This is a genomic window from Pseudomonas sp. 1176_21, from assembly GCF_052850635.1.
In genome coordinates this window covers 345,593-359,155 of the sequence record NZ_VXCV01000003.1, presented here as the reverse complement: position 1 = coordinate 359,155, position 13,563 = coordinate 345,593, and the positions used below count along the sequence as shown (strand labels likewise).

General features: G+C 67.1%; 11 protein-coding genes. 8 read left to right on the top strand and 3 right to left on the bottom strand.

Annotated features, from left to right (window positions below; genetic code table 11):
• Positions 1-34: 34 nt before the first annotated feature.
• The 6 genes from FW760_RS09755 (at position 35) to FW760_RS09730 (ending at position 5,826) form a co-directional block, all read left to right on the top strand.
• Positions 35-781: an amino acid ABC transporter permease gene (locus FW760_RS09755; RefSeq protein ID WP_043861988.1), complete on the top strand. Its 747-nt coding sequence runs from the start codon at positions 35-37 to the stop codon at positions 779-781.
• Entirely contained in the window at positions 781-1,452 is a 672-nt protein-coding gene (locus FW760_RS09750; RefSeq protein ID WP_043861989.1) for an ABC transporter permease subunit, read from the top strand. Before FW760_RS09755 ends, FW760_RS09750 begins: the two co-directional genes overlap by 1 nt.
• A complete protein-coding gene (locus FW760_RS09745) occupies positions 1,449-2,183 on the top strand; it encodes an amino acid ABC transporter ATP-binding protein (RefSeq protein WP_043861990.1) in 735 nt (244 codons plus the stop codon). The genes FW760_RS09750 and FW760_RS09745 overlap by 4 nt, the downstream gene beginning before the upstream one ends.
• A gap of 66 nt (positions 2,184-2,249) precedes the next feature.
• Positions 2,250-4,157 (top strand): sensor histidine kinase, encoded by a 1,908-nt coding sequence (locus FW760_RS09740; RefSeq protein ID WP_043861991.1) that lies wholly within the window; start codon positions 2,250-2,252, stop codon positions 4,155-4,157.
• Positions 4,154-5,479 carry a sigma-54-dependent transcriptional regulator gene (locus FW760_RS09735; protein WP_446443758.1) on the top strand — a complete coding sequence of 442 codons (1,326 nt, stop codon included), beginning with the start codon at positions 4,154-4,156 and terminating at the stop codon, positions 5,477-5,479. The genes FW760_RS09740 and FW760_RS09735 overlap by 4 nt, the downstream gene beginning before the upstream one ends.
• A 20-nt stretch (positions 5,480-5,499) precedes the next feature.
• Positions 5,500-5,826, top strand: coding sequence for a GlpM family protein (locus tag FW760_RS09730; protein WP_173925076.1), 327 nt, complete (start codon positions 5,500-5,502; stop codon positions 5,824-5,826).
• On the opposite strand, the gene FW760_RS09725 is transcribed toward FW760_RS09730, so the two are convergent.
• Positions 5,823-6,815, bottom strand: coding sequence for an alpha/beta fold hydrolase (locus FW760_RS09725; RefSeq protein ID WP_104572022.1), 993 nt, complete (start codon positions 6,813-6,815; stop codon positions 5,823-5,825). The genes FW760_RS09730 and FW760_RS09725 overlap by 4 nt on opposite strands.
• Before the next feature lie 180 nt (positions 6,816-6,995).
• On the opposite strand from FW760_RS09725, the gene metR reads away from it, so the two are divergent.
• A complete protein-coding gene (gene metR / locus FW760_RS09720; RefSeq protein WP_043861995.1) occupies positions 6,996-7,913 on the top strand; it encodes a transcriptional regulator MetR in 918 nt (305 codons plus the stop codon).
• Positions 7,914-7,931: 18 nt separating this feature from the next.
• On the opposite strand, the gene FW760_RS09715 is transcribed toward metR, so the two are convergent.
• Together FW760_RS09715 and FW760_RS09710 are read right to left on the bottom strand one after the other, a co-directional pair.
• On the bottom strand, positions 7,932-8,570 hold the full coding sequence (locus tag FW760_RS09715) for a LysE family translocator (RefSeq protein ID WP_054914755.1): 639 nt from the start codon (positions 8,568-8,570) through the stop codon (positions 7,932-7,934).
• On the bottom strand, positions 8,567-8,974 hold the full coding sequence (locus tag FW760_RS09710; RefSeq protein ID WP_116052173.1) for an NUDIX hydrolase: 408 nt from the start codon (positions 8,972-8,974) through the stop codon (positions 8,567-8,569). Before FW760_RS09710 ends, FW760_RS09715 begins: the two co-directional genes overlap by 4 nt.
• A 202-nt stretch (positions 8,975-9,176) precedes the next feature.
• Between FW760_RS09710 and FW760_RS09705 the strand changes: the two genes are divergently transcribed.
• Positions 9,177-13,445, top strand: coding sequence for a DEAD/DEAH box helicase (locus FW760_RS09705; RefSeq protein WP_116052174.1), 4,269 nt, complete (start codon positions 9,177-9,179; stop codon positions 13,443-13,445).
• Positions 13,446-13,563: the final 118 nt, after the last annotated feature.

Sequence of the window (13,563 nt, the reverse complement as noted above, 5' to 3'; positions counted from 1 at the left end):
GCCCGTGAAACAACCGATCTGAGGGGAGACCCCGATGAATTACAACTGGGACTGGGGCGTTTTTTTCAAGTCCACCGGCGTTGGCAGCGAGACCTACCTGGACTGGTATATCACCGGCCTGGGCTGGACCATCCTGATCGCCGTTGCCGCCTGGATCATTGCGCTGCTGCTGGGCTCGGTGCTCGGCGTCATGCGTACCGTACCGAACCGTCTGGTGTCGGGTATCGCCACGTGCTACGTGGAACTGTTTCGCAATGTGCCGCTGCTGGTGCAGCTGTTCATCTGGTACTTCCTGGTACCCGACCTGCTGCCCGAAGGCCTGCAGGAGTGGTACAAGCAGGACCTCAACCCGACCACCTCGGCGCTGATCAGCGTGGTCATCTGCCTGGGGCTGTTCACCGCTGCACGGGTGTGCGAGCAGGTGCGCACCGGCATCCAGGCGCTGCCCCGTGGCCAGGAAGCCGCTGCCCGCGCCATGGGCTTCAGCCTGCCGCAGATCTACAACAACGTGCTGCTGCCGCAAGCCTACCGGATCATCATTCCGCCGCTTACCTCCGAATTCCTGAACGTGTTCAAGAACTCCTCGGTAGCGTCGCTGATCGGCCTGATGGAGCTGCTGGCACAGACCAAGCAGACCGCCGAGTTCTCGGCCAACCTGTTCGAGGCCTTCACCCTGGCCACGCTGATCTACTTCACCCTGAACATGGGGCTGATGCTGCTGATGCGCCTGGTCGAGAAGAAAGTCGCGGTGCCGGGCCTGATCTCCGTGGGGGGTAAATAATGGACATGGATTTCAGTGGAATCGTGCCAGCCCTGCCGGGCCTGTGGAACGGCATGAAGATGACCCTGCAGCTGATGCTCATGGGCATCATTGGCGGCATCGCGCTGGGTACCGTGCTGGCACTGATGCGGTTGTCGTCGAGCAAGCTGCTGTCGCGCCTGGCCGGCGCCTACGTGAACTACTTTCGCTCCATCCCGCTGCTGCTGGTGATCACCTGGTTCTACCTGGCGGTACCGTTCGTGCTGCGCTGGATCACCGGCGAAGACACCCCGGTGGGTGCATTCACCTCCTGCGTCGTGGCATTCATGATGTTCGAGGCGGCGTACTTCTGCGAAATCGTGCGGGCCGGCGTGCAGTCGATCTCCAAGGGCCAGATGGCGGCTGCCCAGGCACTGGGCATGAACTACGCGCAGACCATGCGCCTGATCATCCTGCCCCAGGCATTTCGCAAGATGACCCCGCTGCTGCTGCAGCAGAGCATCATCCTGTTCCAGGACACCTCGCTGGTCTACACCGTGGGCCTGGTGGACTTCCTCAACTCGGCACGGGCCAGTGGCGACATCATCGGGCGCTCCAACGAGTTCCTGCTGTTTGCCGGCGCCGTGTACTTTGTCATCAGCTTCTCCGCTTCCTTCCTGGTCAAGCGTCTGCAGAAAAGGATAACCGTATGATTTCCATCAAGAACGTCAACAAGTGGTACGGCGATTTCCAGGTTCTGACCGACTGCAGCACCGAGGTCAAGAAAGGCGAAGTGGTGGTGGTGTGCGGGCCGTCTGGCTCGGGCAAGTCCACCCTGATCAAGTGCGTCAACGCGCTGGAACCGTTCCAGAAGGGCGACATCGTGGTCGACGGCACCTCGATCGCCGACCCCAAGACCAACCTGCCCAAGCTGCGCTCGCGGGTCGGCATGGTGTTCCAGCACTTCGAACTGTTCCCGCACCTGACCATCACCGAGAACCTGACCATCGCGCAGATCAAGGTGCTGGGCCGCAGCAAGGAAGAAGCCACCAAGAAGGGCCTGCAACTGCTCGAGCGCGTCGGCCTGTCGGCCCATGCGCACAAGCACCCCGGCCAGCTCTCCGGCGGCCAGCAGCAGCGCGTGGCCATCGCCCGCGCCCTGGCCATGGACCCGATCGTGATGCTGTTCGACGAACCCACCTCGGCCCTGGACCCGGAAATGGTCAGCGAGGTACTCGACGTGATGGTGCAACTGGCCCACGAAGGCATGACCATGATGTGCGTGACCCACGAAATGGGCTTTGCGCGCAAGGTGGCCAACCGGGTGATCTTCATGGACAAGGGCAACATCATCGAAGACTGCACCAAGGAAGAGTTCTTCGGTGACCAGAGCGTGCGCGACGAGCGTACCCAGCACTTCCTCAGCAAGATCCTGCAGCACTGATGCCGCCCGGTGCCCCTGCCCGGCCCACGCCGGGCAGAGGGCGCTGGTCGTGACAAGGCCACTGTGATGAAATGCGATCCCACGCTCTTTCGCCCAGCCAAGCCTGACCTTGCCGTGAAACCTCGCCTGATCCGCCACCTGTTCCTGCCCCCACTGGTCCTGCTGCTGATGATCGGCCTGGGTGTGATCGGCTACCTGATCAGCGAGCACAACGGCATCCGCACCCTGAGCGAGACCGGCGAGCGTCAGCTTGAACTGCATGCCCGCGCGGTCGAGAGCGAGATCAGCAAGTACACCTACCTGCCCAGCCTGCTGGAACTCGAAGACAGCGTCTCCAGCCTGCTGAACTCCACCGATGGCGACCAGCGCCAGGCGGTCAACGAATACCTCGAAGGGCTCAACCGGCGCAGCCGCAGCCGCGCCATCTATGTGCTCGACACCACCGGCCGGGTGCAGGCCACCAGCAACTGGCGCGACGTCGACAGCTACCTGGGCGAAGACCTCTCGTTCCGTGCCTATTTCCAGAATGCCGTGCGCGGCCAGCCCGGGCGCTTCTACGGCATCGGCAGCACCACCGGCGAACCTGGCTACTACCTGGCCCATGGCCTGGAGGAACACGGCAAGATCATCGGCGTGGCGGTGATCAAGGTGCGCCTGGAAGCGCTCGAAGAGCGCTGGCAGCGAGCCCGCCTGGAAGCCTTCGTCAGCGACGAGAACGGCATCATCATCCTCTCCAGCGACCCGGCGCGGCGGCTGAAGTCGGTGCGCCCGCTGACCCCGGAAATCAAGGAGCGCCTGGCGCGCAGCCTGCAGTACTACTGGTTCCCGCTCAACGAACTGCAGCCGCTGGCGCGCGAGAAGCTCGCCGACGGGGTCGAGAAGCTGACCTTTCCGGCCAATGCCGAACTGGGCGACAGCAACCGCAAGGTCACCTACCTGGCCCAGACCCGGCGCCTGAGCGACACGCCCTGGCACTTCACCCTGCTGACCCCGCTGCAGGACCTGCGCCACGAATCGATGATCCAGGGCGTGCTGGTGGCCGTGGCCTTCGCCCTGCTGGCGATCCTGCTGATAGCCTGGAACGAGCGGCGCAAGGTGATCGCCACCCGCCTGGCCGCCCGCGAGGCGCTGGAAGAAGCCAACAACCAGCTCGAACGCAAGATTGCCGAGCGCACCGCCGACCTGCGTGCCAGCAACGAACGCCTCAAGGGCCAGATCCGCGAACGCCGGCACGCCGAGCAGACCCTGCGCCATGCCCAGGACGAACTGGTGCAGGCCGGCAAGCTGGCGGCCATCGGGCAGATGTCGACCAGCATCGCCCATGAGCTGAACCAGCCGCTGGCGGCGCTGCGCACCCTGTCGGGCAACACCGTGCGCTTTCTGCAGCGCGGTGCGCTGGAAACCGCCAGCGCCAACCTGCTGACCATGAACGAACTGATCGACCGCATGGGCCGTATCACCGCCAGCCTGCGCTCGTTCGCCCGGCGCGGCGACGACCGTGGCCAGGCCTCGCTGGAAAAGGCCGTGACCGCCGCCCTGCAACTGCTCAATGCGCGCATCGAGGGCTGTCACCTGAAACTGCACCTCGAGTACGCCGACCAGCAACTGACCATCGACCAGACCCGCCTGGAGCAGATCCTGGTCAACCTGATCGGCAACGCCCTGGATGCCATGGCCGCGGTGCCGCTGCCGCAACTCTGGCTCGAAGGCGAGCTGGTGGGCGACAAGTACCGCCTGCGCGTGCGCGACAACGGCCATGGCATCGACGATGAAGCGCGCAAGCACCTGTTCGAACCGTTTTTCACCACCAAACCGGGCGAGCACGGCCTGGGCCTGGGCCTGACCCTGTCGGCCAGCCTCGCCGCTGCAGCCGGCGGTACCCTGAACGTCGAACACCCCGCCAGCGGCGGTACCGCGTTCGTGCTCAGCCTGCCGCTGGTCGATGCCCCCACTGAACCTGCCGAGTCCCTATGACCCCATCGCCCCTTACCGTCCTGATCGTCGAAGACGATCCGCATGTGTTGCTCGGGTGCCAGCAGGCGCTGGCCCTGGAAGATATCGCCTGCGAAGGCGTCGGCAGTGCCGAACAGGCACTGGAGCGCATCGGCGATGATTTCGCCGGCATCGTGGTCAGCGATATCCGCCTGCCGGGCATCGATGGCCTGGAACTGCTCAGCCGCCTCAAGGCCCGCGACAAGAGCCTGCCGGTGGTGCTGATCACCGGCCACGGCGACATCGACATGGCCGTGGGCGCCATGCGCAACGGCGCCTACGACTTCATGGAAAAGCCCTTCTCGCCGGAGCGCCTGGTGGATGTGGTGCGCCGGGCGCTGGAACAGCGCGGCCTGGCCCGCGAAGTGTTCTCGCTGCGCCGCCAGCTGGCCGAGCGCAGCACTCTGGAGGGGCGCATCATCGGCCGCTCGCCGGCCATGCAGAACCTGCGCGAGCTGATCGCCAACGTCGCCGATACCTCGGCCAACGTGCTGATCGAGGGCGAGACCGGCACCGGCAAGGAGCTGGTCGCGCGCTGCCTGCACGACTTCAGCCGGCGCCAGAGCCAGCCCTTCGTGGCGTTGAACTGCGGCGGCCTGCCGGAGAACCTGTTCGAGACCGAAATCTTCGGCCACGAGGCCAACGCCTTCACGGGTGCCGGCAAGCGCCGCATCGGCAAGATCGAGCACGCCAACGGCGGCACGCTGTTTCTCGACGAAGTCGAGAGCATGCCGCTCAACCTGCAGATCAAGCTGCTGCGCGTGTTGCAGGAGCGCACCCTGGAACGCCTGGGTTCGAACCAGAGCATTGCGGTGGATTGCCGGGTGATCGCCGCCACCAAATCGGACCTGGATGCCCTCGGCCAGACCGGCCAGTTTCGCAGCGACCTGTACTACCGCCTCAACGTGGTGCCCCTGGAACTGCCGCCGCTGCGCGAGCGCCGCGAAGACATCCTGCAACTGTTCGAGCACTTCCTGCAGCAGTCGGCCCTGCGCTTCGACCGCGAGGCACCGCCGCTGGACAGCCAGACCCTGTCGCGCCTGATGGCCCATGACTGGCCGGGCAACGTGCGCGAGCTGCGCAACGTGGCCGAGCGCCACGCCCTGGGCCTGCCGGCGTTCAAGAAGGCCGGCGCCAATGTGGCGCAGAGCCTGGGCTTTGCCGAGGCGGTCGAGGCCTTCGAGCGCAACCTGCTCAGCGACGCCCTGCAGCGCACCGGCGGCAACCTCAGCCAGGCCAGCCAGGAGCTGGGCATGGCCAAGACCACCCTGTTCGACAAAGTCAAAAAATACGGCCTGGCCTGAGCGAGCGTTCGATGGACATGATTCTCAAGGCCTGCCTGGGCGCCGTGGTGGTGCTGATCATCGCGGCCCTGGCCAAGACCCGCAATTACTACGTGGCCGGGCTGGTGCCGCTGTTTCCCACCTTTGCCCTGATTGCCCACTACATCATCGGCAAGGGCCGCTCGCTGGAGGACCTGAAGGCCACCATCGTGTTCGGCATGTGGTCGATCATCCCCTACTTCGTGTACCTGGCCGCGCTGTACGTGCTGGTCGACCGCCTGCGCCTGGAGCTGTCACTGGCGCTGGCGGCAGTGGCCTGGCTGATCGCCGCCACCGTGCTGGTCAGCGTATGGGTGCGCCTGCACTAGCGTTGGGCCAGATGGCCCAGCTCTTCGCGGTGCGCCTTCAGATAAGGCAGTACCGCCGCCAGCAGCGGGGCCTTGAACGGCTCCTGGAAGCGGTGCGCCAGGCCCGGTATCAGGCGTAGCTGGCTGCCCTGGATGTGCGCGGCCAGGTGCACGCCGTGCATCACCGGCAACAGCGGGTCGGCCGTGCCATGCACCACCAGGGCCGGTACCCGCAGGTTGTCGAGCAGCTCGACACGGCTGGGCTCGGCAAGTATGGCCATGACCTGGCGCTGCACGCCTTCGGGGTTGAAGGCCCGGTCGTAGGCGGTGGCGGCCTGCTGCAACAGGGCCTGGCGATCATCCTGCACCTGCGGGCTGCCCAGCGCGGCCAGCAGGTCGGCCTGCTGCTCCAGGGCCACCTGGCGATTCGGCGCACCGCGCCGGGCCAACTGCCGAACCAGCGCCGGCGCAGGCGCCGGCAGCCCCTGCGCCCCCGAACTGGACATGATCAGGGTCAGGCTCTCGACCCGCTCGGGCGCCATCGCCGCCAGGTGCTGGGCAATCATTCCACCCATGCTCACCCCCAGCACATGAAAGCGCTGCGCGTGCAGCGCATCCATCAGCGCCAGACCATCAGCGGCCATGTCGCTCAGGCTGTAGGGCGCCGCCACCGGCAGGCCGAGCCGGTAGCGCAGCGCCTCGACCGTCAGATTGGCCTGGGCGGGGGGCTGGTTCCAGCGCGACAGGCCGACGTCGCGGTTGTCGTAGCGGATCACCCTGAAGCCCTGCTGGCACAGCGCAAGTACCACCTCGTCGGGCCAGTGGATCAACTGGCCGCCCAGGCCCATGACCAGCAGCAGGGCCGGGTCGCTGTCACGCCCGATGCTCTGATAGGCCAGGCTGACCGGCCCCGCCTCGGCGTATCGGATAGCTGAAGTGATGTCGCAGCGAGGCGCCGCGAACGAAGAAAAGGCGCTGCACAGCGCCACCAGAAACAGGATTGCCCGCATGAAAGAAACACCAGAGTGCAGTTCGCCAGTAAAGCGCGAGTCTGATGAAGTTCATGCCGGCGCGCTGCCACAGATCGGTGACCGTTTGATGACAACTGCCGGGCGGTCGACAGCATCGTCAACATGAGACAAACTCAACGAATTGTCTCATCCATCAAATTCTGTTCATGGAGCACCCTGGTGCTGGAAATTCGCCACCTCAAGACCCTGCACGCCCTGCGCGAAGCCGACAGCCTGGTGGAGGCCGCCGAGCGCCTGCACCTGACCCAGTCGGCGTTGTCCCACCAGTTCAAGGAACTCGAAGAACGCCTGGGCATGCAGCTGTTCACCCGCAAGACCAAGCCGATCCGCTTCACCAGCGCCGGCCTGCGCCTGCTGCAACTGGCCGACGCCACCCTGCCGCTGCTGCGCGGCGCCGAACGGGACATTGCGCGCCTGGCCGGCGGCACTGCCGGGCGCCTGCACATGGCCATCGAGTGCCACAGCTGCTTCCAGTGGCTGATGCCCACCATCGACCAGTTCCGCGATGCCTGGCCAGAGGTGGAGCTGGACCTGGCCTCGGGCTTCGCCTTCGCCCCGCTGCCGGCCCTGGCCCGTGGCGACCTGGACCTGGTGGTGACCTCCGACCCGCTGGAGCTGACCGGTATCACCTACGTGCCGCTGTTCACCTACGAGGCGATGCTGGCGGTGGCCAACCAGCACGTACTGGCCTCCAGGCCCTACGTGGTGCCGCAGGACCTGGCCACGGAAACCCTGATCACCTACCCGGTGGAACGCGACCGCCTGGACATCTTCACGCGCTTTCTGGAGCCTGCCGACATCGAGCCCGGGCAGGTGCGCACCGCCGAGCTGACGGTGATGATGATGCAGTTGGTGGCCAGCGGACGCGGGGTGTGCGGCATGCCGCACTGGGCCCTGCACGAGTACAGCTCGCGCGGCTACGTGAAGGGCAAGCGCCTGGGTGAAAAGGGCCTGTTCGCCACGCTGTACGCCGCAGTGCGCAGCGACATGCTCGATGCACCGTACATGCGCGACTTTCTGCTGACCGCCAAGGACACCTCGTTCTCGACCCTGGATGGGGTCAGTGCGGTGCGCTGAAGGTTCAAGCGGCAAGCATCAAGCCAGTTTGCGTTGTTCCTGCACCAGGCGCAGCGCAAGGGCCGCCAGCACAAAGCCCATCACGTAGCGCTGCAACATCAGCCACAGCGGGTAGCGCGCGAACCAGGCCGACAGGCCGGCGGCGAACAGTGCGATCAGCAGGTTCACGGTGAAGCTCACGCCGATCTGGGTCAGGCCCAGGGTCAGGCTCTGCGCCAGCACCGAGCCGTGCTCGGGCGAAATGAACTGCGGCAGCACCGACAGGTAGAACACTGCCACCTTGGGGTTCAGCACGCTGGTCAGAAACCCCATCGTCACCAGCCGCGCCGGTGAATCAGGGGCCAGCTCACGGGGCTCGAACGGCGAGCGCGCACCCGGCTTGACCGCCTGCCAGGCCATCCACAGCAAGTAGCCGGCACCGGCCCAGCGCAGCAGGTCGTAACCCAGCGGCACGGCCATGAACAACGCGGTGAGGCCCACAGCTGCGGCCGTCATGTGCACCAGAAACCCGCCCACCACACCGATCAGCGACGTCACGCCGGCCATGCGGCCCTGGCAGATCGAGCGCGAGATCAGGTAGATCATGTTCGGCCCGGGGGTCAGTACCATCAGCAGCGCGGCGCCGCTGAACAGCAGCCATTCGTGCAGCGGGATCATTGCGCGGCCCGTTGCAGGTGCAGCGGCAGGATCAGGTCGCGGGTCAGCGGCGCCAGTTCGAGCTCATCCACCTGGTGGGCGTCGACCCAGCAGGCTTCCTCGATTTCCGCTGCGGGTTCAAGCGTCAGGTCGGTGTGCAACTGAAACAGCTCGGCCTGCACTTCGAAACCCGGCTCGTTGGCCGCCGGTGCGCTGAACTGGCCCAGGTACTGCGCCTGCTGCGGGTCGATGCGCAGGCCCAGCTCTTCGAACAGCTCGCGGGCCAGGGCATCCACGGGTTGCTCGTGGGGTTCGATCTTGCCGCCAGGCTGCATGAAGGCCAGGGTGCCGCGCTTGCGTACCAACAGGGTACGGCCCTGAGCATCGAGCAACAGGGCAGCGGCGATACGGATGGTTTTGCTCATGGTAGGCGGCTCGTGGCGGGGAAGGCGCGCTAGGATCACATGCTGGCGCAGGGCTTTCAATCTTGCTGAGCGCTTCGCCGGCAAGGCCGGCTCCCACAGGTTCGGCGCATTCCTTGTAAGAGCCGGCCTTGCCGGCGAAGCGGCCGCAGCAGCCTGACGAAAGCCCCTTGCAACCAGGGCGCAACGGCCGCATAAACAGCTGATGAACCTGCCCGCCCGCAATCACCCGGTACTCGACGCCTTCCACCCCGCCGTCCGTGCCTGGTTCCAGCACCGTTTCGCCGCGGTGACCGCCGCCCAGGCCCAGGCGTGGCCGCTGATCCGCAGCGGGCAATCGCTGCTGGTGGCGGCCCCCACCGGCTCCGGCAAGACCCTCACCGCGTTCCTCGCGGTCCTCGACGAACTCTTCACCCAGGCCCTGCACGCCGGCGGCGAGCTGCCCGAACAGACGCTGGTGGTGTACGTCTCGCCGCTCAAGGCGCTGTCCAACGACATCCAGCTCAACCTGCAGGCCCCCCTGGCCGGTATCAGCGCCGAACTGGCCGCCCTCGGGCTGCCCACTCCTACCCTGCGCACCGCAGTGCGCAGCGGCGATACCCCGCAGAAGGAACGCGCGGCCATGCGCCGCCAGCCCCCGCATATCCTGGTGACCACCCCCGAGTCGCTGTACGTGCTGCTCGGCTCGACGTCCGGGCGTCAGGGCCTGGCCTCGGTGCACACGGTAATCGTCGACGAGATCCACGCCGTGGCCGGCAACAAGCGCGGCAGCCACCTGGCGTTGAGCCTGGAACGCTTGCAGGCGCTGTGCCAGCGCCCGCTGCGGCGCATCGGCCTGTCGGCCACCCAGCGTCCGATCGAGCGGGTGGCGCAGTACCTGGTAGGCCATCAGCGCCCCTGCGCCCTGGTGGATATCGGCCATGCGCGCCAGCGCGACCTGGCCATCGAGGTACCGCGCGCGCCACTGGGCGCGGTGATGGCCAACGATGTGTGGGAGCTGGTCTACGATCGCCTCGCGCAACTGGCCCGCGAGCACCGCACCACCCTGGTGTTCGTCAACACCCGGCGCCTGGCCGAGCGCCTGGCGCGCCACCTGAGCGAGCGCCTGGGGCGCGAGGCGGTGGCCGCGCACCATGGCAGCCTGGCCAAGGAATTTCGCCTCGACGCCGAGCAGCGTCTCAAGCGCGGCGAGCTGCAGGTGCTGGTGGCCACCGCCTCGCTGGAGCTGGGCATCGACATCGGCGAGGTCGACCTGGTGTGCCAGATCGGCTCGCCTGGCTCGATTGCCGCGCTGCTGCAGAGGGTTGGCCGCTCCGGCCACCAGGTGGACGGCACCCCCAAGGGTCGTGTGTTCGCCACCACCCGCGACGAGCTGATCGAGTGCGTGGCCCTGCTCGACTGCGTGCGCCGTGGCGAGCTGGACGAGCTGCATATCCCCAACGCACCGCTGGACGTGCTGGCCCAGCAGATCGTCGCCGAGGTCAGTTGCCAGCCCTGGGACGAACAGGCGCTGTTTGCGTGCCTCACCCGCGCGATGCCCTACGCCAATCTCGACCAGGCGCATTACCAGGCCCTGCTGCGCATGCTCGCCGAAGGCTACAGCGGGCGCCAGGGCGTGCGCGGCGCGTACCTGCACCGCGATGCGGTCAGTGCCCAGTTGCGTGGACGGCGCGGCAGCCAGCTGGCTGCCCTGACCAGTGGCGGGGCGATACCGGACAACGCCGACTACCGCGTGCTGCTCGAACCCCAGGCCTTGAACATCGGCAGCGTGAACGAAGACTTCGCGGTGGAGAGCATCGCCGGCGACATCTTCCAGCTGGGCAACGCGTCGTACCGCATCCTGCGCGTGGAGGCCGGCAAGGTACGGGTGGAGGATGCCCACGGGCAACCGCCGACCATCCCCTTCTGGCTGGGCGAGGCGCCGGGGCGCAGCGACGAGCTGTCCTTCGCGGTGGCACGCCTGCAAGCCGAAATCGACCAGCGCCTGGATGCCAGCGGCGGCCAGCTGCAACCGCTGCTGACCTGGCTGCACGCCACGCTCGGGCTGAACGCGGACAGCGCCGAGCAACTGCTCGACTACCTGGCCCGCACCCGCCAGGCCCTCGGCGCCCTGCCCTCGCAGGACACGCTGATCATGGAGCGCTTTTTCGATGAGTCCGGCGGTACCCAGCTGATCATCCACTCGCCCTTCGGCAGCCGCATCAACCGCGCCTGGGGGCTGGCACTGCGCAAACGCTTCTGTCGCACCTTCAATTTCGAGTTGCAGGCGGCAGCCAGCGAGGATGCGCTGATCCTGTCGCTGTCGGCCGGCCACAGTTTTGCCCTGGAAGAGGTGTGGCGCTACATTTCCAGCGCCAGTGCCGAGCACCTGCTGACCCAGGCCGTGCTCGATGCGCCGCTGTTCGGCGTGCGCTGGCGCTGGAACGCCGGGGTGTCGCTGGCACTGCCGCGCTATGCCGGCGGGCGCAAGGTCGCCCCGCAGATCCAGCGCATGAAAAGCGAAGACCTCACCGCTGCCGTGTTCCCCGACCAGCTGGCGTGCCTGGAAAACATCGTCGGCGAGCGCGAGATTCCCGACCACCCGCTGGTGGAGCAGACCCTCGACGACTGCCTGCACGAGGCGATGGATTGCGAGGGCTGGCTGAACCTGCTGCGGCGCATCGAAGACAAGCGCATCCGCCTGATCTGCCGCGACCTGCCGGCGCCTTCGCCCCTGGCGGCGGCGATCCTGAATGCACGTCCATACGCCTTTCTCGATGACGCACCGCTGGAAGAGCGGCGCACCCAGGCCGTGCTCAACCGGCGCTGGAGCGACCCGCAAAGTGCCGACGACCTGGGCGCACTGGATCCGCAGGCGATTGCCGCAGTGCGTGCCGAGGCCTGGCCGTTGCCCGGCGGCACCGACGAAATGCACGAGGCACTGATGAGCCTGGCGGCCGTGTGCGATGCCGAGGTGCAGGCCAACCCGGGCTGGCTGGCATGGCTGCAGCAACTGGCCGCCGGCGCACGCGCCTGCCACCTGAAGTTGCCGCAGGGTGGCGGCCTGTGGCTGGCCCGCGAACGCCTGCCGTGGCTGCTGGCGCTCTACCCGCAAGCGGCGCCCACCCCATTGCCCGGGTTCGATCAGCCCATCGATGCCGACAGTGCTGCCGTGGAACTGCTGCGCGCGCGCCTGAGCGGCTTCGGCCCGCTGACCAGCAGCGAGATCGGCGCGCCGCTGTGCCTTAGCCCCTCACAGGTCGAGCAGGCCATGCTGCGCCTGGAAGCCGAGGGCTATGTGATGCGCGGGCACTTCAGCCCGGGCCACCCCCCTGAACAATGGTGCGAACGCCACCTGCTGGCGCGCATCCACCGCTACACGCTCAAGCGCCTGCGCCGCGAAATCGAGCCGGTCAGCCTGCAGGACTTCATGCGCTTTCTGTTCGACTGGCAGCACCTTTCGCCCGGCACCCGGCTGGAGGGCCCGGCGGCGCTGGGCGAGGCGCTGACCCAACTGGAAGGCTTCGCCGCAGCGGCCTCGGCCTGGGAAAGCGACCTGCTGCCGAGCCGGCTGCGCGACTACAGTGGGCAGTGGCTGGACGATGCCTGCCGGGCCGGCAAGTTCGTGTGGGCTCGCCTGGCCCCTTCGGGCAAGGCTGCGGCCAGTACCCTGCGCAGCACCCCTGTCGTGCTGCTACCACGGGCGCGGCTGGGGTTGTGGCGAGCACTGGCCGCCACCGACGACGCCCCGGCACCGTCGCCCCGCGCGCAACGTGTACTGGCCGCGCTCAGCGAGCACGGCGCACTGTTTTTCGATGAACTGCGCGACGAGGCACGCCTGTTGCCCAGCGAGCTGGAGACAGCCCTGCAGGAACTGGTGGCGGCCGGGCAGATCAGTGCCGACAGCTTTGCCGGCCTGCGTGCACTGATCACCCCGGCCAGCAAGCGCCAGGCACGCAGCCATCGGCGTGGTCGCGGGGCATTCAGTGGCGGCATGGAGGACGCCGGGCGCTGGGCATTGCTGCGCCGCGCCGGCACGCCGGCCGAGGACGCCCTGGAACAGGTGGCCCTGACCTTGCTGCGCCGCTATGGCGTGGTGTGCTGGCGGCTGCTCGAACGCGAGGCCGACTGGCTGCCGAGCTGGCGGGACCTGCTGCGCACGTTGCACCGCCTGGAGGCGCGTGGCGAGATCCGTGGCGGTCGCTTCATCAGCGGGCTGGCCGGCGAACAGTTCGCCTTGCCCGAGGCCATCGGCGTATTGCGCGAAGTACGCAGGCGCCCGCTGGATGGCAGCCTGGTGGCGGTGAGTGCCAGCGACCCGCTGAACCTGGTGGGCACCTTGCTGCCCGGCAGCAAGGTGGCAGCGGTGAGCGGCAACCGGGTGGTGTACCGCGACGGCGTGGCGGTAGCGGCGCGGGTGGCGGGCAAGGCGCAGTACTGGGTGCAGGAGGATGCGGCGCTGCGTGAGCGGGTGGTGCGCGATGTCCATCACTGATCCCGAAGCTTTGCGGTGTGTGCAGGAGCCGGCATTGCCGGCGAAGGCCGCGACGCTGTCTTGATGGGTTCACTGGCATCCAATCCCCCATTCGATATAAGGTCTTGGATTGCCTGCA

What these genes read in the sequence shown, in the direction of transcription:
- FW760_RS09755 (WP_043861988.1), top strand. Translation starts at nt 35, where the DNA reads ATGAATTACAACTGGGACTGGGGCGTTTTTTTCAAGTCCACCGGCGTT.
- FW760_RS09750 (WP_043861989.1), top strand. Translation starts at nt 781, where the DNA reads ATGGACATGGATTTCAGTGGAATCGTGCCAGCCCTGCCGGGCCTGTGG.
- FW760_RS09745 (WP_043861990.1), top strand. Translation starts at nt 1,449, where the DNA reads ATGATTTCCATCAAGAACGTCAACAAGTGGTACGGCGATTTCCAGGTT.
- FW760_RS09740 (WP_043861991.1), top strand. Translation starts at nt 2,250, where the DNA reads ATGAAATGCGATCCCACGCTCTTTCGCCCAGCCAAGCCTGACCTTGCC.
- FW760_RS09735 (WP_446443758.1), top strand. Translation starts at nt 4,154, where the DNA reads ATGACCCCATCGCCCCTTACCGTCCTGATCGTCGAAGACGATCCGCAT.
- FW760_RS09725 (WP_104572022.1), bottom strand. Translation starts at nt 6,815, where the DNA reads ATGCGGGCAATCCTGTTTCTGGTGGCGCTGTGCAGCGCCTTTTCTTCG.
- FW760_RS09715 (WP_054914755.1), bottom strand. Translation starts at nt 8,570, where the DNA reads ATGATCCCGCTGCACGAATGGCTGCTGTTCAGCGGCGCCGCGCTGCTG.
- FW760_RS09710 (WP_116052173.1), bottom strand. Translation starts at nt 8,974, where the DNA reads ATGAGCAAAACCATCCGTATCGCCGCTGCCCTGTTGCTCGATGCTCAG.
- FW760_RS09705 (WP_116052174.1), top strand. Translation starts at nt 9,177, where the DNA reads ATGAACCTGCCCGCCCGCAATCACCCGGTACTCGACGCCTTCCACCCC.